Below are 20,437 nucleotides of genomic sequence, written 5' to 3'. Positions count from 1 at the left end.
TTTATAAATACAGGTTCTTTTAAAAATTCAATGAAAGTTGATTTAACTTTTGATTCAAATTATAATCTTCTCATAGGCTTTTCTCATTCCGCCAGCCAAAAGTACTTCACCACAATAGGAATAACCTTTACTTTCCAGGATCTTCAGCATGGCCAAATTATCATAATTCGTATCTACTTTTATACTCTGAATTTCATGGGATCTCGTAAAATCTTCAATATGATCGAATAGTTTCTTTACCATTCCTTTTCCTGCAAATTTTTCGTCAACGGCTACTCTGTGTACAACAACAAATTCTCCATCGCTCAACCAGGCTCCTTCAATAGTACTGTAAGCCGGCTCATCATTTAATATAAGAGCTACGTAAACAGCAATTTCATCATCTGCCGTAAGGACATATCCGAAGCCTTTGGCAATATCACTTTCTACGGTTCCTATGTTGGGATATCCGTTCTGCCATTGGGTGCTTCCGTCCTGTCTTCTTCTTTCAATGGATTGCCGGATGATTCCCCAAATGATATCTCTGTCATCAATCTCTGCTTTTCTTAGTTTAGTCTCTGAATTCATTGTTGTGTGGATGTTGATTAGATATATTTAAAAATTGAAGAATTTAAAGATTTAAAGATTTAGAAGTTATTCTGTTTTAGATTTTGGCTAAAGCCAGTGAGTTGTGATGATTAATCTTTTAGGCGGGCTAAAGCCCACCTCTATTGAATTGATTAAACCTTTTGAAATAGGAAGGCCAAAGTACTCTCTTTTTTAATCTTTAAATTTTTAAATTCCTAATTTTTACTATTTTTTCAATTAAAAAACCGAAAACTAATCAAAATTAATTTTCGGTTCGAAGTAGTAAAATTTAAAATTATGAAATTGTTTTTATTGATTTTCACTTTGCTGAAGATAAGCATCTATAACTTTAAATGCATTCTTCTCGTCTTCCAGCTTTACCATAATTTTCAGCGACGTTGCGGTAGGCGTTGTCGTAAATGTAAGGTAGCTGTTTTCGACGCTGTTTGTAATTTGTGCATCATCCAATTTAGACTTTATTAACTGGATTTCTGAAGGCTTATCACTTTCAAAAACCGATACTCTCGTACTTCTTTCCATATTCTATATCGTTTGAGTATCTAAATGTACAATGTTTTTTTTAAAATTACAAATCTTTGGTTTTAAATTTTATTAATGTTGCTCTCGATTTTATCTAAAGCTAATTGAATTTCTTCCTGGGTAACATTCAGATGGGGTCTGAAACGAAGTGACTGGTCTCCACACGGAAGAATAATCAATCCGTCTTTGAAAAGCTCGTTCATCATGCGGTTTCTCTGCTCTCCTGAAGGAAGGTCAATGGCGCACATCAAACCTCTTCCTCTTGCATTTGAGATTTTCTCAGGATATTTCTGAGCCAGCTCTTTTAATTTGCCTAATAAATAATCACCAACTACTCTTGCGTTTTCAACAAGGTTTTCTTTTTCGATCACTTCCATTACCAGCTGGAAACGAAGCATATCTATAAAGTTTCCTCCGAAAGTAGAATTGATTCTTGAGCTTTCTCTGAAAACGTTATTCGGGATCTGGTCGAATTTTTCTTTGTTGGCTAAAACACCGCAAACCTGCGCTTTTTTACCAAAAGAAATGATATCCGGTTTTGCCGTGAAATGCTGGAATGCCCACATTTTTCCTGTGATAGCGATACCTGTCTGAACTTCATCAAATATCAATAAGATTTCATTCTCGTCACACAGTTTTCTTAACCCCATCAGGAATTCGTCTCTGAAATGGTTGTCCCCACCTTCAGCCTGGATAGGCTCAATGATGATACATGCCACTTTATCAGGATTCATCAGAATGGCTTCCTCAATCTGAAGAAGTGCCAGTTTTTCATTTTTAATCGTTTCTTCTAAATTTTCTTCCGTGATCGGGAAATGTAATTTAGGATTTAAGATTCTCGGCCAGTCGAACATTGGGAAATACTGGTATTTTCTAGGATCAGAAGTATTGGTTAAGCTCAAGGTGTAACCGCTTCTTCCGTGGAATGCCTGTCTGAAGTGGATACAGATTCCGGCTTCCGTCTGAAGTCCTTTTTCAAAATTCTTGCGGGTTTTCCAGTCGAAACAAGCTTTCATTGCGTTTTCCACTCCAAGAGTTCCGCCTTCAATAAAGAAAGCATACTGTAATTCTTCAGGGATCACTACTCTTTCGAAAACTTCCAGAAAGTGCGCGTATTCTTCTGAATATACGTCTGCCAAAGTAGGTTTATTTACGGCCATTCTTCCCAGCCATTCTGATCTTTCCACAAGATATGGATGGTTGTAACCTATTGAGGCTGATGCAAACATGGAGAACATATCCAGATATTCTCTGTCTGTAAGTTTATCGTATAGCCACGATCCGTGGGATTTTTCAATATCCATCACAAAATCGAAGCCGTCTGCCAGAACGTGTCTTCCTACTGTTTCTTTTACCTTATTTACTTTTATATCAATTGTTTGTTCCATAGTTAATTGTGTTTGATTTAAAAATTGAATGAATAAAAAGATTTAAACATTCCAGGTTATTAATTTTTAAATACTTAGATTTTAAATAATTTAAATTAAATTCTTACAAATCAAATTTAATTCCTTGTGCCAAAGGAAGTTGAGCCGTGTAATTTATAGTATTGGTTTGTCTTCTCATATAGTATTTCCAAACGTCTGATCCGGATTCTCTGCCACCCCCGGTTTCTTTTTCACCACCGAAAGCACCACCGATTTCAGCACCTGAAGTTCCGATGTTTACGTTGGCGATACCACAGTCTGAACCTGCATGAGAAAGGAATAATTCAGCCTCTCTTAAGTTCTGGGTCATGATAGCGGAAGACAATCCCTGAGGAACATCATTCTGGATCGCAATAGCTTCATCCAATGTTTTATATTTGATTAAATACAGGATCGGAGCAAAAGTTTCATGCTGAACGATCTCGTAAGAATTTTTAACTTCTGCAATGCATGGTTTTACATAGCATCCTGATTCGTAATCTTTTCCGCTTAAAACACCTCCTTCAACGATAAATTTACCACCTTCTTTCTTACATTTTTTGATAGCCTCTTCATACTGATTTACTGCGTCTACGTCAATAAGAGGTCCTACATGATTGTTTTCATCAAGCGGATTTCCTATTTTCAACTGTCCGTAAGCTTTTGTCAACCTGGTTTTCACTTCATTGTATACACTTTCATGAATGATCAGTCTTCTGGTGGAAGTACATCGCTGTCCTGCGGTACCTACAGCCCCGAAAACAGCACCAATAATGGACATATCGATATCTGCATCTTTAGAAATAATAATTGCGTTGTTTCCGCCCAATTCAAGAATAGATTTACCGAATCGTTCCGCTACTTTTGAAGAAACCATTCTTCCCACTCTTGTAGAACCTGTGAAGGAAACTAAGGAAACTCTCTTATCATCAACCAGCTTCTGCCCGATTTCATGATCGGCAACCAGCACACTTGAAATACCTTCGGCAAGGTTGTTATCTTTAAGTACTTCAGCCATAATATTCTGACATGCAATAGCACATAACGGTGTTTTTTCTGATGGTTTCCAGATGGTAACATTTCCACAGATCCATGCCAGGGCTGTATTCCATGCCCAAACAGCAACCGGAAAGTTGAAAGCGGTAATGATCCCCACCACGCCAAGCGGATGATACTGCTCGTACATTCTGTGGCCCGGTCTTTCCGAGTGCATGGTGTATCCGTGAAGCTGTCTTGAAACTCCTACTGCGAAATCACAGATATCAATCATTTCCTGTACTTCTCCAAGACCTTCCTGAAGAGATTTACCCATTTCATAAGAAACAAGTTTTCCAAGGTCATCTTTATATTCTCTTAATTTCTGACCTAACTGTCTAACGATCTCCCCTCTTTTAGGAGCTGGGATAGATCTGAATTCCTGAAACGCCTTCTGAGCCGTCTCTATTACTTTGTCATAATCACTTTCTCCGGAAGTCTTTATTTTTGCAATCAATTTACCATCTACGGGTGAAAAACTTTCTATTGTTTTCCCGGAAGCAAAATATTTTCCACCAACTGATGTTCCTTTGTTTTCCTCCTTTATTCCTAGATTTTTGAGTGTTTTTTCGATTCCGAAATCCTTTACTTTTTTAGACATAGAATATTTACTTTTCGTTTCCTCTAAAGATAGAAATATTATGCGAACCTCAAAATTTAAATTTTTAACAAACTTTTTATTTGGACTAATTATAAACATGCTTATCTTTGCAGGGTAATCTTTTGACATTCAGACATGGAAAATCCACAGGAAAATAACAATTCGAAGTTCAAAAAATGGTTCAAACGTGTAGGCTGGGCGGGATTTGCTTTTTTCACAATCAAAGGTCTGATCTGGCTCGTTATCTTCTACTTCGGGGCCGATACGCTTCAGAGTTGTATAAAATAAAAAAGCAGAGAAGTTTCTCTGCTTTTCTTTTTAAATAAGGTTAATTGAAATGGTTGTGATTTTTTTATTTGATTGTTAAATGTAAAGGCTTTTATAAAGTATTATTTTTAAAAAATTTACCTTTACTTTATTCGTCTTTCTTTTTTCTTCCTGAATTAACAAGGCTTTGATGCAGCAGATACTCAATCTGCCCGTTCACACTCCTGAACTCGTCATTGGCCCACTTCTCCACCAGCTTATAGGTAGATTCATCGATTCTTATGACGAAGGATTTCTTGCCTTTAGTTTCAGAGGGTTTTGAAGTTTTTTCCGATTTCATTTTTTCTCTTTGCCTGATTAGTAATACGTTTTACAGAATAGAAGACGCAAAGGCTTCGTTTAAAAATCTAAAGATTAATTCTTCATTCTTCACTTTTTCCCTTAATTATAAAGAGTTCCGGCATTTAAGATAGGAGTCGCTGCTTTTTCACCGCAAAGCACCACCATTAAATTGCTTACCATTGCTGCTTTTCTTTCATCATCAAGCTCTACAATATTCTCTTCCGAAAGTTTTTTCAGTGCAAGGTCTACCATTCCTACAGCACCTTCCACAATTTTGGTTCTGGCTGCTACAATTGCTGTTGCCTGCTGTCTCTGAAGCATAGCACCTGCAATCTCTGATGCATAGGCAAGGTGTGAAATTCTCGCTTCCTGAATCACAATTCCTGCTTTGAAAAGACGGTCTGTAAGCTCCTGCTCCAAAATAGAATTGATTTTATCACCACCTTCTCTTAAAGTAATCGGTGCATGATCATCCTCTAAATTATCATAAGGAAAACTCATTGCCAGATGTCTTACCGCAGCTTCACTCTGCATTCTTACGAAATCTGAATAACGCTCAACGTCAAAAGCAGCTTTGTAAGTATCTCCTACTTTCCATACAATAACCACAGCAATTTCAATAGGGTTCCCCATTTTATCATTTACTTTCAAAGTCTGCCCCTGCAGGTTTTCTGAACGTAATGACATTTTCTGTGAAGAATACAGAGGATTGATGAAAAACAACCCGTTATCTTTCACTGTTCCCACATATTTTCCGAAAAAATTCAGTACTCTCGAATGGTTAGGCTGAATAATCATCAGTCCCTTCAAAAAGAAACAGAACAGCAGAAAACACAGCATTGAAATAATGACAAATGTAATACTGTGCTCCACTCCGGAAATAAAAAAATAAACAGCTCCGGCGAACAAAATCAGACAGAACACTAATGCCAGATAGCCCGACATGGGTTTTAAAACTTTTTCCATGATTGTAATTTTAATTTGATATTATTTTGATATCATAAAGGTATGGAGAAGTTTTGAATTATGAATCATTGCTGATGAGTTTTTTTCGGTTTGTGAGTTACTGAGTACGAGATTCGGGTTATTAAGTGTAAGGATAGATGTTTCGGGTTAGATAAATAAAATCAATTAAAATTAATAGCCGGATTAGAATATAATTTATTGACTAATATTCCCCACCCTGAATCTCGAATCCCGCAACCCGTAATAACACCCACAAAAAAATCCCGGAAATGAATTCCAGGATTTCAGTTGTATATGGTAAAATATTTATTTCTTCGTTAAAGTTTTAAACTTAAAGTAAGAAGCAAGTGATAAAATAAGCATCGTGCCCAACCCGATATATACCCATGCCGGAACCGGAACCGGATCTCCTGCTGCGTAAGAGTGAAGTCCGCTCAGGTAATAATTAACCCCGAAATACGTCATTACCATTGAACAGAATGCAAACATTGTTGCAACATGGAATGCCCATCTGCTTCTCAATCCGGGAACCAGTCTCATGTGCAGTACGAAAGCATATACCATGATGGAAATGAAAGCCCATGTTTCTTTCGGGTCCCAGCTCCAGTATCTACCCCATGATTCATTGGCCCAGATACCGCCTAAGAAGTTTCCTACTGTTAAAGCAAAAAGACCGATAGTTAATGACATTTCAGATACAATTACCAATTCTTTCAAGGTAGTATCATGGTGAATTTTGTATGTTTCTTTATTGGAGATGATATAGAATACCAAAGAGATCACAGCAATAATCATCGACAGGGCGAAGAAACCGTAACTTGAGGTAATAATTGCTACGTGAACAATCAGCCAGTAAGATTTCAATACCGGAACAAGCGGCGTGATCTGAGGATCAAGAGCTGAACCTCCATGAGCAAACCCCATCATAATAACTGCTACCATAAATCCGGCTGCAGGAATCAATGCATTGGCATTTCTGTAAAGGATAAGTCCGGCTGTAATTCCTACCCAGGAAATAAATATAATAGCTTCATAACCGTTACTCCAAGGCGCGTGCCCTGAAATATACCATCTTGCCACAAGGCCCAGGAAGTGGCAGAAATATCCCACCAGACCTAAAGCAATAATTACTTTGACTACTTTAGTTAAAACCTTATTAGACTTGAACAATTCTACAAATCCTAAAATCAGAAGAAGTCCACCAATAATGGTATAGAAAATTAATAATTTGAAGTTGATATTCACTTTATTCATGAAAACTTCAAGGTCAACTTTAGATTTTGCAGGAACAACTGCTTTTCCCCATTTCTGCTGATATTCTGAAAGTTTTGCCAATTCAGTATCCGCTTTGCTCCAGTTTCCGGTTTTCTGTGCCGTAAGAGCTTCTGCAAAGTAAGGTCCCATCACCTGCTGAGATTCCATATCCGGTTCGAATTTCTGATCCAGCCATGAGTGCCATGTATGATTGGCATCATTCTTCACAGGTACAATTCTCATAAACTGACCGCTGAAAAACTCGTTGAAAATCTGTACTCTTTCGTTTACAGAAATTACTTCTTTATCGTAGTTGGTCTGTTCAGATGGTTTTTTACGGAATGCAGTATTGTAATCGTGCTCCAGGATATAAGTAAGATTACCGTTTGCATCTGCCGGGAAAAGGTTCATTAATGAAGTATAGCCATCTTCATCTGCTTTTGTTTTTTTCTTTAATTCATCCCCTCCTTTTGTACCTACTTTAATCATAGGAACCATTGTCCAGCTCGGTGTATCTGTATTGATGGAAAGGAACCACTGGTTTGCCGTAAGAGACTTTCCGTCTGTTCCTTTGAATTCATCTTTTTTGTATAATTTTCTTAAAACATCAAGCGCTTCTGTATTGATAGGAACAATTCTTCCCTCAAAATTCTGAACCAGAAGGTATCCGAATTTATCTGCATGCTCTTTGCTGATTCTGTTTCTTGCAATGATTTCATCCGGAGAGATAGATCTCATTCTGTTCATCGGCGTTGCCAGGGAGTTCTGCTTCGGAGCAGCACCGTCAAGCGGTTGAGCAGACGGAGCCGGAGCGTGAGAATGGTTGTCTCCTTCCACATGAATATGTTCCCTGCTTCCGTCAGTCGTTCCGTGAGTTTCTATTTTTTGCGCATTTAAACCTAAGCTTAAGAACATCAGCAATACTGCAGCGGTTCCTTTCACTTTCTTTTTGTTGACATCAGTCAGCATTTTATTCAGTTTCCAGAAGTGGGTTCCTTTCCAGAAGAAGATCACAAACATTCCTAAGAACAGAAGTCCGTATCCGATATAGGAAATGATTGTTCCCCAGAAATCGTGGTTCACGGAAAGTACCGTTCCCATTCTGTCCGGATCAAAGCTTGACTGGAAGAAACGGTATCCTTTATGGTTCAGTACATGGTTCATGTAGATTTTATAAGGTGTTTCTTTTCCTTCGTCAATAATCTTTACATGACTTTCATAAGCACTTGGTGATGAACTTCCCGGATAGGTTTCCATTATGAAATCATCAAGTTTCAGTGCAAAAGGTGTATTGTATACTTTAGGGCCGAAACCTACCATAATATTCAGTCCGTCCATAGTGATCTGCTTAAATGCGTTCGGGTTTCCTTTCTCTACTGAAAGGTCTACCATCTGTTTTGTTTTTGGTCCCTGAAGTTCGACCCTCAATACATCCGGAACCATCGCATCTTTCTTTTTGTCTCCTTCAAAAGCCATCAGTCTTCCTTTTTTAAGACCTTCAGGCACAACCAGTTTCAGTTCGTTGATGGTATACAGACTTCTCAATGCCAAAGGCTGGAATTCATCTTTCTTCGTACTTCCCGTAGCCTGGGTTGCCATCGTCATAAAAGCTGCATCAACAGGAGTTTTGATGAATAATTGTCCCCCTTCACTCTTGAATTCTACAGCACCTTCGATAGCTCTGTTGAATGTTACCAAAGTTCCGTTGATAGATTTTGTCTCGCCCGGTTTGATGTAAATATTCTGTCTTCCCGTATTTCCTGTAGAAACCAGGTGAAGGTATTCCGCACCGTTCGGCTCAACTATTAAGCTGTCTTTTTTTCTCTGGATATAATCTTTGGTAAAAACCTTTACTTCTTTTCCGTGGAAATCATAAGTTGCATTAAAATCTTTATGCAAAGGAGACATCAGATAAGGAACATCTTGGTAGTTGAGAACATCACCTTTCTCTTCAATCTGAATTTTAAAGAAATTCTTATCCGTTACAATTTCATTGGAAGTTTCCCCCTCTCTGATATGCATTGTGCCTTCAAAGCTGATGTATCTTGTGATAGCACCTCCTATAAAAATAAGGATAAAAGCAAGGTGAAAGACCAGAACCGGCCATTTTTCTCTTCTCCACAATCTATACCTTCCGATATTTCCTATGAAGTTGAGAATGAGCAGAAACATGATTAATTCAAACCATTTTGCTTCATAAATTAAGGCTTTGGCCGTAGGAGTTCCGTAGTCATTTTCTAAGAACGTTGCATATGCCATTGCAAAGGCATAAACCAGTAACAGCACAGCCATTGTCCTGGTCGAGATAAGAATATCTTGGAGCTTCTTCATGATTTATTTTACTTGACATGCAAAAATAAGGATGATTAACAACAAAGTAGCTAAAAAAAGCTGTTTTTTGTCACTTTGAAGCCTATTTCGGTTATTTTGAACCATTCTTAATAACGTGAAAATTATTAAGAAAAATATATTTTTTACGGTTAAAAAAATCAGGAATGCAATTTGTCTATGAAATCTTTTATTTGGAATATACTTTGTTTTCAATGTAAAACGTTGATAAAACTATGAAACCTATTTTTTAAATTTCAATTTAATTTGTTTATGGAGTAAGATTAGCTAATCATAATTAGCAATATTTAAATTGATTAAAAAAATAACCACTGTATTTATATTTTAATGAAAAAAATATCTTTAAAACGGAACATAATTTTAAAAAATAACCCTAAATTAGACCATCTTTTGAACAAAAAAAGATTCTGTTTAATGTTGAAAAAACATTAAATTTGCCCACATTGATATTATGGATAAAAAGACACAGACAAAACCGACTGAATCGCCTGACAAAGGCAAAATCTTATCTAAGCCCCGTATATTTTTCGGGCTTACCTTTATACTTTTCTCCGCAGTTCTGGCATTTTCGTTCGTCTCTTATCTGATGAACTGGAAAGCAGACCAGAGCCAGGCAGGAACAATGACAGACAAAACAATAAAATCTTCAAATATTTTTGGGAAGGTAGGCGACTGGCTGGGGAATATTTTTATATTCGAAAGCATAGGAATTGCCTCATTTATTATTGCCTTTTTATTTTTGGTTGTAGGCACCCTTATCCTGAAGAAAAAAACATTCAAACCCTGGAAAACCATCGGACATTCCCTGTTTTTCATCTGCTGGCTTCCTATTTTCATGGGAGCAGTGACTAAAGGGCAAGGTGTACTGGGAGGTGTTTACGGATACCAGATCATGGATTATCTGAATGCCATCATCGGGCCTGTAGGTCTTTGGGTAGTATTGGCAGCAAGTATCCTTTTATATTTCATTCTGGAATTCAACCTTCGTCCAAGCTCTATTAAAGCCAAGCTGGACAAGATCAATGACAATACGATAGGTAAAGTTAAATCCATGATGCCAAGCTCAGAGGAAAACTTTGAAGCCGATACCGAACTTGAAGAAGAAGCTGAAGAAGCAGGTCTTAATGTTACCGTTACAGATGTTTCAAATACAGCAAAGGTTAAAGAGCAGGAACCGGTAAGTGTTCCTAAAGGATTTCCTGAAGTTCAGCCCTTAACGAATCTGGAGCCTATTGTAACGCCTAACCAGACTTCTTTTGAGGAAGAAGAGAAACCCGTCAGCTTAAATTTAAATGCAAAACCTGCCGTTCCAACCTCCTCTCCAGAACAGGCTTTTGATATGGCACCCGTAATTCCTGCAATTACTCCGCTTCCTCCGGTAACGCCGTCACCATCAGCTCAGGACAACATAAAATTTAATGTAGAAGTTGCACCGGTAGTAGATGTATTGGATGATTCAGACAGAAAATCCCAGGAACTTGTAGAAAAGCACGGCCTTTATGATCACAAGCTTGATTTGGCAGGCTTCCAGATGCCGACCGTAGAACTGCTTAAAGATTACGGAAGTGAAGAAATCTCCATCAATAAAGAAGAATTAGAAGAAAATAAAAATAAAATTGTAGGACTTTTAAAGAATTTCAACGTTGGTATTTCCGAGATTAAAGCAACGATTGGACCTACAGTTACTTTATACGAAATTGTTCCGGAAGCCGGGATCAGAGTATCAGCCATTAAAAAGCTTCAGGATGATATTGCATTGAACCTTTCTGCTTTAGGGATCAGGATTATTGCGCCAATGCCAGGAAAAGGAACCATCGGGATTGAAGTTCCGAGAAAAAACCCTACCATGGTTTCTATGCGTTCCGTTATTGCATCGCAGAAATTCCAGAATACAGATATGGATCTTCCTGTGGTATTCGGAAAAACAATTTCCAACGAAGTATTCATGGCCGACCTTGCAAAAATGCCTCACCTATTGATGGCAGGTGCTACAGGACAGGGTAAATCTGTTGGGATCAATGCTATCCTTACTTCCCTGCTTTATAAAAAACACCCTAGCGAACTGAAATTCGTTATGGTAGATCCTAAAAAAGTGGAGCTTTCATTATATTCAAAAATTGAAAGACATTATCTGGCCAAACTTCCGGATGCTGATGAAGCGATCATTACAGACACCAATAAGGTAATCAACACTCTGAACTCTCTTTGTGTAGAGATGGATACAAGATATGACCTTCTTAAAAATGCGTTCTGTAAAAATTTAAAGGAATACAATAAAAAGTTTACGGAAAGAAAACTAAATCCTGAGAACGGTCACCGTTTTCTTCCTTATATCGTATTGGTTGTAGACGAGTTTGCCGACCTTATCATGACCGCAGGAAAAGAAGTTGAACTTCCTATCGCCAGATTGGCACAACTTGCAAGAGCCGTAGGAATTCACTTAATTGTTGCTACACAGAGACCTTCCGTAAATGTAATTACAGGTATGATTAAGGCTAACTTCCCTGCAAGAGCAGCATTCAGGGTAATTTCCAGTGTGGATTCGAGAACGATCCTTGATTCACCGGGTGCAGACCAGCTGATTGGTAAAGGAGATATGCTTTATTTCAACGGAAACGAGATCCTGAGACTTCAGTGTGCCTTTGTGGATACTCCCGAAGTGGAAAGACTTGCAGAATATATTGGAGAACAGAAAGGATATGCATCTGCATTCCTGCTTCCTGAATTCGTTTCTGAAGACTCTACAAGTACTGTGGGAGCATTTGATCCGAATGAAAAGGATGCTTTATTTGAAGAAGCCGCAAGAATTATTGTTTCCACACAGCAGGGATCTACTTCTATGTTGCAGAGACAGCTTAAACTGGGTTATAACAGAGCCGGAAGAATCATGGACCAGCTTGAAGCAACCGGTATTGTAGGAGGCTTTAACGGAGCCAAAGCAAGAGAAGTCATTATCAGTGATCTTCATTCTTTGGAACAGTTTTTGGAAGATTTGCGTAATTAAAGGAAAAGTGCTTTATCAATTCAACCTTGAAGCATTAGAATGTTTAAAGTTTATTCAATAAGAAAATGAAAAATAGTATATCAAAAATCATAGTCGGGAGTTTTGTAGTAGGAGCTGTAGGATTTGCCAATGCACAGAAAATTGATGCAAAAGCTAAAAAGATTCTTGACGATATCACTGCGAACTACAATTCCAAAAAGAATTCTTATTTTAAATTCTCTTTCGGAACCGGTGTTAACGGACAAGTTACCAAAACAGAACCGGGAATTTATTATGCTGCAGGGGATAAATATAAGTTGAAGATCATGGATACGGAACAGATCTTCGACGGAAGTAAAATATACAATATCAATGCAGATGATATGGAAGTTACCGTGGCAAAACCCAATGCGGGCAGCAGCATGTTCTCCCCTATCAACTATCTTACCACTTACAGAAACGATTATAACGTAACCTATAACGGTAAAAAGAATGTAAACGGAGTTAATGCAGATTTCATTAAACTGACCCCTGTAAAATCCAACGGTATCCAATATGTATACATTTTTGTAGACTCTGCAAAAAAGCAGATGGTAAAACTGGAACAGCACGGAAACAATAAAGATGTAGCTGTAATTGCCATTAAAGAATATAAGGAAAACCAGACACTGGATCCCAATATGTTTGTTTTTGACAAAAATAAGTTCAAAAACTACATCATTACAGAACTTTAAAAAGCTAAGAAGCAAATAAGTATTTTTGCTATAAAATAAAAAGTAATAAAAATTATAAGAGCCACAAGTAAACTTTGTGGCTTTTTGATTAATTTTGGCGCATGTTAAAAATACTAGACCGATATATCATAAAAACCTTCTTTGGACCGTTTTTCTTTATATTCAGCGTTTTGTTTTTCATATTTATTGTAAACATTATCTGGGTTCAGCTGGGGCAGTTCATGGGAAAGGGATTAAGCTACTGGCAGATCCTGAAGCTTCTTTTTTACCTTGGGGTAAGTGTTGTCAGCCTGGTGCTCCCGCTCACGATCCTTTTGGCAAGCATTATGTCCTTTGGGGAATTCGGGGAACGCTATGAGCTTGCTGCAATGAAGGCGGCCGGGATTTCCCTGACAAGAGTAATGGCTCCTCTTCTTGGAGTGGCAACGATACTGGCGGTCATGCTTTTCTTCTTCTCCAACAACATCATTCCGGATTTTCAGAAAAAGGCAAAGAATATGCTTTTCAATATTGCCCAGACGAAACCGGCCCTGAATTTTACACCGGGACAGTTTATTGATCAGATTCCGGGGTACATGGTAAAATTTGATAAAATTTACGGTGAGAATCAGGAAACCCTTGAAGGAGTATTTGTACACAGAAAAGCCAGTTCCTACGAAAATCAGCAGTCTATTGTTGCGGAAAAGGGAAAATTTGTTCCTGCTGCCAATAAAAACTTTTTGAAACTGGAACTGTATAACGGTTATATATTTGAGGATAATTTCGCAGGTAAAGGCGAGAATGTAAGACTGAAACAACCGGATCAGGCCATTAAATTTGACACACTGGTTTCCCACTTTGATATTGCTGAACTCATCAACAAAGCCATTGAAAAGGAACAGATCACGGACGACTACCGTTTCCAGACTTATGGCCAGCTTAATGAAACAATCCTAAAAAACAAAAAAGAAAATGCGGCTTATTTTACGAATATCAGTTCTGATGTTTTAACCCAGACTAATTCGGTAATAAGTTATATGGATAAAACAAAATCCAAAGCGGTTGCCAAGCAGCAGCTTAAACTGGATACCGTGAAGGGAGATAAAAAGCTGGAGATTATTTCCAATGCTTACAACAGATTGGAAAATCTGAAATCTACGGCTTCCGGTAAAAAGAATGAGTTCAGCTCAAATGTAAAATATTTCAGCAAAGTTGTTATTTATCAGCAGAGAATTATTTCCTATTCTGTAACATGTATCATTTTCTTTTTGATCGGAGCCAGCTTAGGGTCTATTATCAGAAAAGGAGGAATGGGACTTCCTGTGATCATCGCAATCATTATTTTCATTGTTTTCTATGTAATGAATCTCGGTATTGAAAACGTTGCCTGGGGAGGAGGAATGAGCCCTTATTTAGCGGCCTGGCTTCCCAACCTTATCCTTCTTCCTTTCGGAATATGGATGACGTATAAAGCGCTTACGGATTCGCAATTATTCGATGCCGAAAAATATAAAGCTCTGTTTAAGCCTATTACGAAAAGGTTTGCTAAGAATAAAGAGCATGAGAGATATCGATAACTGTTTATTAGAGATTAAAGAATTTAAACATTTAATAATTTAAAAAGAGTATAGGCCCGGAATTTCCGGGTCTTTTTTTATGGCTGTGGTATTTTATTTCATTTTGCAGTAAGGTATAAAAAGCTATATTTACAAAAAATTGTTAAAAACAGTAACTATATGAAGAAAGCATTATTATTTGGTCTGTTTACATTGGTATCTTTCAATGCCTATGCGCAGGAAGACAATACGGACTATGAACTGAGAACCGATGAAAAATATGGCTACATCATTGATAAAGGCGGAAAAAAGATTGAAGGAATCGTAAGACTGAACGGAGACGCTATGAACCCGTGGAGTAATCAGAAAAAAGTAAAATTCGTTGCGGTATCTGATATTGACAAATCCAGAAAAAAACAAAAATTCAAAACCCTTGATACCGATGATATCAAAGAATATGTGGCTTTTGATGAAAACAATAATGAAAGACATTTTGAAACCATCAAGTATACAAACACTAAAGAAGGCTTCAATACCGCAACAGGAGGTTTAAGCGGCAATATCAAGGCTTTTAATAATCTTACAAAAAGTTACCAGTTTGCCGAAGTTGTAAAGGATGGAAAGATCAAAGTATATAAATTATACGGCTATCCTACTACATTCTCTGCAGGCGGACAGATTGAAGTGGCTGAAAAGGAAACTGAAAGAATGAGAAACTCACCTTCTTACATCTATTCTAAAAAAGGAGGTAAAATAGAGGAATTAACTTTTGCCAAAGCCAAAACAATTATTGCAGACTGCAGCTATGCAAAAGCTAAACTGACAAGCGGCTCTTATGCATCCCTTAAGAACGATGAAAAGAAAAGATCCGGATTAGGGAGGCTGATCAAAAGCCAGATTGACGATGTGATGTCAAACGTTCCGGAAATAGTTGAAGAAGTGATTACGGATTACAACGAAAACTGCAAATAAAAACAAATACAGGGCTTTCCAATGGAAGGCCTTTTTTATGCATTTAAATTTCCATTATTAATACAGGATAAGTTGCAGCATTTATTGCAATACAAGCAAATAAAATGTCTTTAACAACAAAAAAAGAGGTTTCACAGGAAACCTCTTTTTTTATTTTTCAGCCTGAAAATTATACTTTCATAATTTCAGCTTCTTTGTTCTTAAGATGTTCATCGCAAAGTTTAACATATTTGTCTGTATAAGTCTGGATTTCTTCTTCCACACCTTTTACAACATCTTCAGAAACACCGTCAAGTTTTTTAAGTTCTTTCAACCCGTCCTGTCTTGCATTTCTTACCGTTACCTTTGTATTTTCAGTTTCTACTTTAGCCTGTTTTGCCAGTTCTTTTCTTCTTTCCTCTGTTAAAGGCGGAACGTTAAGGATGATATTTTCCCCGTTATTAGAAGGCGCAAAACCTAAATTTGAATTGATGATCGCTTTTTCAATGGCATTGATAGCCGTTCTGTCCCAGGGCTGAATAGAAATGGTCATTGCATCCGGTACAGAAACATTCGCAACCTGGTTAATAGGAGTCATAGCTCCGTAATATTCCACCATTACATCCTGAACCATTGATGTAGAAGCACGTCCTGCCCTGATTCTTTGAAATGCGTGATCCAGGTGCTTTACAGCCGCATCCATATCTTGCTTTACAGATTCTAATATAAGATCTAATTCTTCCATTATATAGTTAAAATTTGATAAATTACACATTTGTTAAGTGATGATTGATAAATGATCAGCAATAAGTAACAGGCAATCTTTAAATTATTAAATATTTAAATCTTTCAATTACCCAACTACTTACAGATCAACTAAAGTCCCTACATTCTCTCCATCAACAATTCTTTCTAAATTCCCGTTCTTGTTCATATCAAATACAATAATAGGCAATTTATTTTCATGGCTTAAAGTGAAGGCCGTCATATCCATTACTTTAAGGTTTTTAGCATATACCTCGTCGAATGAAAGTGAGTTATATTTTACAGCATCTGCATTCTTTTCAGGATCGCTGTCGTAGATTCCGTCTACCCTTGTTCCTTTTAAGATCACATCTGCATCAATTTCTATTGCTCTGAGAGTTGCTGCAGTATCCGTTGTAAAATAAGGGTTTCCTGTTCCAGCCCCAAAGATTACTACTCTGCCTTTTTCAAGATGTCTTACAGCTCTTCTTTTGATGAAAGGTTCAGCTACTTTATCCATTTCAATGGCAGACTGAAGTCTTGTTTTGATTCCTGCATCTTCCAGTGCCCCCTGAAGAGCCATCCCGTTGATTACTGTAGCCAGCATTCCCATATAATCTCCCTGCACCCTGTCCATTCCCTTTGCAGCCCCTGCTACACCACGGAAAATATTTCCTCCTCCGATTACGATGGCTACTTCACAGCCTTTTTCCACTACTTTTTTGATTTCGGCAGCATATTCCTGCAGTCTTTCATTGTCAATACCATATTGTCTGTTCCCCATTAAGGCCTCACCACTCAGTTTCAGAAGGATTCTTTTATATTTCATCTTTAATTTTTAATAAACTTTACCGGAGCAATATTCTCCAAAATTTGATTTTGCAAATATAATCATTAAAAATATTGAATAAAGAAAAATATTTACGCAGAAATAATGTCAGAAATATTTTGATAAGTACGAAAAAGGATTATTTTTGCATTAATTATAAATTGAATTGAAGAAAATTGTCATTTTTTCATTATTTCTGTCAGGAATTGTTTCTTATGCGCAAACAGGAACAAATGTTTATCCTTTCTTAAACATTCCTGTATCTGCCAGACAGGCTGCCTTAGGTGGCGATGCAATTTCCATCAGGGATTATGATGTTTCCTTTGCTATTGCAAACCCGGCCCTTTTAAATAAAGATTCAGATAAGCAGCTTTCAGTAAATGGTGCAGCTTATCTTGCAGACTCAAAATACGGAACTGTTGCCTATGCCAGAGATTTTGATAACGGACATATGGCAACCATCAATGCCAGGTATATGAGCTACGGAAGCATTCCCAGAACCGATGAAAGCGGGTACGAAAACGGTGAATTCAAAGCTTCGGATGTAGCAATCGGGGCAGGCTATGCTTACCAGTTTGAGGAAGACTGGACGATTGGGGGCGGCATTAATTTCATCACTTCAAAAATCGACAACTACACTTCTTCTGCCATCTCAGGAACTGCAGGAGTTACTTACCATAATAAAAAGAATAAAGAAGCCCTCTCCCTTGTGATGAGGAATTTCGGGTTTCAGCTGAAATCATTCAACGGAACCAGGGAAAACCTTCCGTTCAGGGTAGATCTTGGATATACCAGAATCCTTAAAGTCATTCCTCTTGCCGTTACCATTACTGCACACGATCTTCAGCAGTTTGATATTTCACAGGAATATAATGTAAATGGACAGGAAGTTGGTTTCGGAAGAAAACTTGCCGACCATTTTTCCATAGGTGCAGAACTTTTCCCGGAAAAAAACTTCAATATCAGACTTGGTTATAATGCCAAAAGAGGAAATGAGCTTGCTGTGGCAGATCAGAGGAATTTTTCAGGGCTTTCGGGAGGATTTGGAATCAAGTTCAGAAGATTCCGTGTAGACTATGCTCATGTACGCTATCACAACTCTTCCAATGTGAATCAGATAGGCGTTTCTATGGACCTTAGCAGCCACGCAGGAGAATAACTCCACCATAAGGAATCTTCATAATAATAAAGATTTTTTCTGTGTTGTCTTGATTTTTTAAAAAAATTCTTGAAATTTGCGGTATGAAAAAACCTGTAATAGCTATCGATGGGTACTCGTCTACCGGAAAAAGTTCAATCTCTAAAGTCATTGCCGATAAACTGGATATCATACATCTGGATACCGGCGCACTTTACAGGGGAATTACATGGTTTGCCATACAGAACTGTATGAATGAAGACGGCTCCATTGATCTTCAGAAATTATTCTCATCCTTGGATCAGATTGAGCTTGAGTTCAGGAACAATGACAATGAGCTGATTCTTTACCTTAATCATATTGATATTTCCAAACAGATCCGCACCACAGAAGTTTCAGACAATGTAAGTATTGTTGCAAAACAGAAAGAAGTAAGAGACTTTCTTCTTCAATCCCAGCGGACTCTGGCAGAAAAAGGCGGTATTATTATGGATGGACGTGACATAGGGACAGTAGTTCTGCCAAATGCGGACTATAAATTCTTTCTTACTGCCAGTATTGACGAAAGAACAAACAGAAGGTATTTCGAACTGGCCGGCTTGGGCATCGAGGCAGACAGAGAACAGGTAAAACAAAACCTTATAGACCGTGACAAGATCGACAGTGAAAGGGAAATAGCCCCTCTAAAGCAGGCTGAAGATGCCATTGTTATAGACAATACATCTCTCACAAAAGAAGAAACCATAGACCTGATTTTATCTTATATCAAGAAGATTTAACAATTTTTAATAGGTATAATATTCCCTTTGGTATGCAAATTGTAGATTTTAACACAGTAAAAACTAATATTTATTAACTATTAAAAAAGCTTAAAATGTCGAAAAACGGAAAAAATACAGCAGGTATATTGGCAGGACTTCTTGCAGGTGCTGCAGCAGGTGTAATCTTAGGAATGCTTTATGCTCCGGAAGAAGGTAAAGAAACCAGAAAGAAAATAAAAGATAAAGCAGGAGACCTAAAAGACCAGGCTAAAAACAAGTATGGTGAAGTTTCTGAAAAAGTAAAAGACCAGTACAGCAATATCTCTTCTACTTTCAAAGAAACAGCCAACAATGTAGCTCATACGGTAAAAGACGGATATGATAAATATAAAGATCAGATTGTTTCCAAAACTGCAGACGTAGTAAAAGATGTAGAAGCGGAACTGAATGATCTTAAAAAATAAATAGTTTATTTTTTGAGTAAATTATGGGAAGGAACTTTTTGCGCGAAAGTTCCTTTTTTTGTAACTTTAAAAAAAAACAATGATAGAGACTATTAAAGAATATGCATCAAAGAGAATAGATCTTCTGAAGATTGAAGCTACTGAAAAATCCTCTCTTTCTGCAGGGCTCATTACCTACTTTGTAGTGCTGCTAGTTGCTTTTGCTTTTTTTATTATCCTTTTCAATTTTGGAATTGCTTTCCTTATCGGAAAAGCACTGGATAATTACTCATATGGATTCTTAATTGTTGCTGCATTTTATGCGTTGATAATGGCTTTTGTCATTGCTTTTAAAAATAAGATTGTCAATACTGTTGCAGATCAGGTTATTAAATTTTTAAATCATTAAACTATGGGCAGAAATTACGAAAGCATTGAAGAATTAAGAAGAAAGAAAAAACTGCTTAAAAGTGAGATCAACGATCTGGAAAACCTTCTTACTTTCAAAAATACAAAAGAAAGCCTGAGCGCATTCACCAATGGTCTTACAGATCAGTATCTGCAGGAAAAAGTAGATGATGACGGCGATGAAAAAGTGGTTCTGCGAAAAGATGTTATTGCCAGACAGCTCACTTCAGAAGTGAAAGATATGTTCATCAATAAAAAAGCTGCTGTGGGAATTGCAAGCACTGCATTGGGAGGCAATGTGACGGACAGTCTTGTGAAACTGGGAATCACCGCATTAGTTGGCAACTATGCCAAAAAGAATATGAAAAGCCCCAACTGGAAGAAAAAACTTCTGGGAGCTGCCATGATCTACCTCGCTCCTATTGCCCTGAAATATGTCAGAAAAAAACTTGAGGTTTACCAAAAGAATAAAAGTGTCTCAAGCCTGGAGCAGCTCATATAGACTTCAGATAGTAGATATCAGATTTCAGATATATTCGTTTAGGAATTAATTTCTCCCACACCAATTGAAGTCTGATATCTGA

At 37.4% G+C, this 20,437-nt stretch carries 19 protein-coding genes; 10 read left to right on the top strand and 9 right to left on the bottom strand.

The features are described from left to right. Nucleotides 1-54 precede the first annotated feature (54 nt). The 4 genes from HNP36_RS04590 to HNP36_RS04575 all read right to left on the bottom strand — a co-directional run bounded on the left by HNP36_RS04590 (nucleotide 55) and on the right by HNP36_RS04575 (nucleotide 4,149). The gene (locus HNP36_RS04590; RefSeq protein ID WP_184159956.1) at nucleotides 55-567 is read right to left on the bottom strand and encodes a GNAT family N-acetyltransferase; all 513 of its coding nucleotides are present in this window, start codon (nucleotides 565-567) and stop codon (nucleotides 55-57) included. Nucleotides 568-876: 309 nt separating this feature from the next. Next, entirely contained in the window at nucleotides 877-1,107 is a 231-nt protein-coding gene (locus tag HNP36_RS04585; RefSeq protein WP_048504017.1) for a DUF2007 domain-containing protein, read from the bottom strand. 62 nt (nucleotides 1,108-1,169) lie between these two features. Then, nucleotides 1,170-2,495, bottom strand: a complete 1,326-nt coding sequence (gene lat, locus HNP36_RS04580) for an L-lysine 6-transaminase (protein WP_184159958.1) — start codon at nucleotides 2,493-2,495, stop codon at nucleotides 1,170-1,172. Nucleotides 2,496-2,598: 103 nt separating this feature from the next. Beyond that, entirely contained in the window at nucleotides 2,599-4,149 is a 1,551-nt protein-coding gene (locus tag HNP36_RS04575) for an aldehyde dehydrogenase family protein (RefSeq protein WP_184159959.1), read from the bottom strand. 135 nt (nucleotides 4,150-4,284) lie between these two features. Here HNP36_RS04575 and HNP36_RS04570 point away from each other — a divergent pair, with 135 nt between their 5' ends. Continuing rightward, nucleotides 4,285-4,437 carry a histidine kinase gene (locus HNP36_RS04570; RefSeq protein ID WP_184159961.1) on the top strand — a complete coding sequence of 51 codons (153 nt, stop codon included), beginning with the start codon at nucleotides 4,285-4,287 and terminating at the stop codon, nucleotides 4,435-4,437. A gap of 127 nt (nucleotides 4,438-4,564) precedes the next feature. Here the strand turns inward: HNP36_RS04570 and HNP36_RS04565 are convergent, their stop codons facing one another. The 3 genes from HNP36_RS04565 to ccsA all read right to left on the bottom strand — a co-directional run bounded on the left by HNP36_RS04565 (nucleotide 4,565) and on the right by ccsA (nucleotide 9,309). Then, nucleotides 4,565-4,756: an Arc family DNA binding domain-containing protein gene (locus HNP36_RS04565; protein ID WP_184159964.1), complete on the bottom strand. Its 192-nt coding sequence runs from the start codon at nucleotides 4,754-4,756 to the stop codon at nucleotides 4,565-4,567. A gap of 101 nt (nucleotides 4,757-4,857) precedes the next feature. Continuing rightward, entirely contained in the window at nucleotides 4,858-5,724 is an 867-nt protein-coding gene (locus tag HNP36_RS04560) for an SPFH domain-containing protein (protein WP_184159966.1), read from the bottom strand. A gap of 306 nt (nucleotides 5,725-6,030) precedes the next feature. Next, nucleotides 6,031-9,309: a cytochrome c biogenesis protein CcsA gene (ccsA, locus tag HNP36_RS04555; protein WP_184159968.1), complete on the bottom strand. Its 3,279-nt coding sequence runs from the start codon at nucleotides 9,307-9,309 to the stop codon at nucleotides 6,031-6,033. 469 nt (nucleotides 9,310-9,778) lie between these two features. Between ccsA and HNP36_RS04550 the strand changes: the two genes are divergently transcribed. The 4 genes from HNP36_RS04550 (at nucleotide 9,779) to HNP36_RS04535 (ending at nucleotide 15,551) form a co-directional block, all read left to right on the top strand. Then, nucleotides 9,779-12,331 (top strand): FtsK/SpoIIIE family DNA translocase, encoded by a 2,553-nt coding sequence (locus HNP36_RS04550; RefSeq protein ID WP_184159970.1) that lies wholly within the window; start codon nucleotides 9,779-9,781, stop codon nucleotides 12,329-12,331. A 65-nt stretch (nucleotides 12,332-12,396) separates the two neighbouring features. Then, nucleotides 12,397-13,044 carry a LolA family protein gene (locus HNP36_RS04545; protein ID WP_184159972.1) on the top strand — a complete coding sequence of 216 codons (648 nt, stop codon included), beginning with the start codon at nucleotides 12,397-12,399 and terminating at the stop codon, nucleotides 13,042-13,044. Between the two features lie 101 nt (nucleotides 13,045-13,145). Continuing rightward, nucleotides 13,146-14,600, top strand: coding sequence for an LptF/LptG family permease (locus tag HNP36_RS04540; protein WP_184159974.1), 1,455 nt, complete (start codon nucleotides 13,146-13,148; stop codon nucleotides 14,598-14,600). A gap of 159 nt (nucleotides 14,601-14,759) precedes the next feature. Beyond that, nucleotides 14,760-15,551 carry a hypothetical protein gene (locus HNP36_RS04535; RefSeq protein WP_184159977.1) on the top strand — a complete coding sequence of 264 codons (792 nt, stop codon included), beginning with the start codon at nucleotides 14,760-14,762 and terminating at the stop codon, nucleotides 15,549-15,551. Between the two features lie 169 nt (nucleotides 15,552-15,720). On the opposite strand, the gene frr is transcribed toward HNP36_RS04535, so the two are convergent. Further along, complete coding sequence (gene frr / locus HNP36_RS04530) at nucleotides 15,721-16,275, bottom strand: ribosome recycling factor (RefSeq protein ID WP_184159979.1); 555 nt, start codon at nucleotides 16,273-16,275, stop codon at nucleotides 15,721-15,723. 120 nt (nucleotides 16,276-16,395) lie between these two features. Beyond that, nucleotides 16,396-17,103, bottom strand: coding sequence for a UMP kinase (pyrH, locus tag HNP36_RS04525; RefSeq protein WP_184159981.1), 708 nt, complete (start codon nucleotides 17,101-17,103; stop codon nucleotides 16,396-16,398). Between the two features lie 166 nt (nucleotides 17,104-17,269). Between pyrH and porQ the strand changes: the two genes are divergently transcribed. From porQ to HNP36_RS04500, 5 genes are all read left to right on the top strand, one after another. Continuing rightward, complete coding sequence (gene porQ, locus HNP36_RS04520; protein WP_184159983.1) at nucleotides 17,270-18,262, top strand: type IX secretion system protein PorQ; 993 nt, start codon at nucleotides 17,270-17,272, stop codon at nucleotides 18,260-18,262. Between the two features lie 83 nt (nucleotides 18,263-18,345). Further along, the gene (gene cmk, locus HNP36_RS04515) at nucleotides 18,346-19,020 is read left to right on the top strand and encodes a (d)CMP kinase (protein WP_184159985.1); all 675 of its coding nucleotides are present in this window, start codon (nucleotides 18,346-18,348) and stop codon (nucleotides 19,018-19,020) included. Nucleotides 19,021-19,115: 95 nt separating this feature from the next. After that, on the top strand, nucleotides 19,116-19,466 hold the full coding sequence (locus tag HNP36_RS04510) for a YtxH domain-containing protein (protein WP_184159987.1): 351 nt from the start codon (nucleotides 19,116-19,118) through the stop codon (nucleotides 19,464-19,466). A gap of 79 nt (nucleotides 19,467-19,545) precedes the next feature. Further along, nucleotides 19,546-19,854: a phage holin family protein gene (locus HNP36_RS04505; RefSeq protein WP_184159989.1), complete on the top strand. Its 309-nt coding sequence runs from the start codon at nucleotides 19,546-19,548 to the stop codon at nucleotides 19,852-19,854. A 3-nt stretch (nucleotides 19,855-19,857) separates the two neighbouring features. Next, complete coding sequence (locus HNP36_RS04500) at nucleotides 19,858-20,355, top strand: phosphoribosyl-ATP pyrophosphatase (protein WP_184159991.1); 498 nt, start codon at nucleotides 19,858-19,860, stop codon at nucleotides 20,353-20,355. Nucleotides 20,356-20,437 lie beyond the last annotated feature (82 nt).

The organism is Chryseobacterium shigense (assembly GCF_014207845.1).
In the GTDB taxonomy this organism is placed as follows: Bacteria; Bacteroidota; Bacteroidia; order Flavobacteriales; family Weeksellaceae; genus Chryseobacterium; species Chryseobacterium shigense_A.
Note: the sequence above shows the minus strand (reverse complement) of the source record. Positions and strands in the feature narration are given on the sequence as shown.